Raw genomic sequence first — 255 nt, forward strand, 5'->3', positions numbered from 1 at the left:
TTAATGGTGATCCAGGTATTGGCGACGTTCGGTTCAAACACATAGGCTTTGGTAGCCAGGCGTAGTGACTCTTCCAGCATAATCATGGTGCGGCGTACATTGATATAACGCCAATCCAGACTATTGCCATCAAGCGTACGGGCACCCCATACCATAGTACCTTCACCGATAAAGGTGCGGATGGCATTAATTGATTTACCGGCCGTAGTCACGTTAAGGTCTTCCTGTTCCTCACTGTTGATGCTGACTGAGGGA

The 255-nt window shown here is 48.6% G+C and carries 1 pseudogene; it reads right to left on the bottom strand.

The features are described from left to right. A pseudogene (locus ACO0LB_RS21055) lies at nt 1-255 on the bottom strand (phage tail sheath family protein); the annotation flags it as partial.

Source organism: Undibacterium sp. SXout7W (assembly GCF_049339385.1).
Lineage (GTDB): Bacteria > Pseudomonadota > Gammaproteobacteria > Burkholderiales > Burkholderiaceae_D > Undibacterium.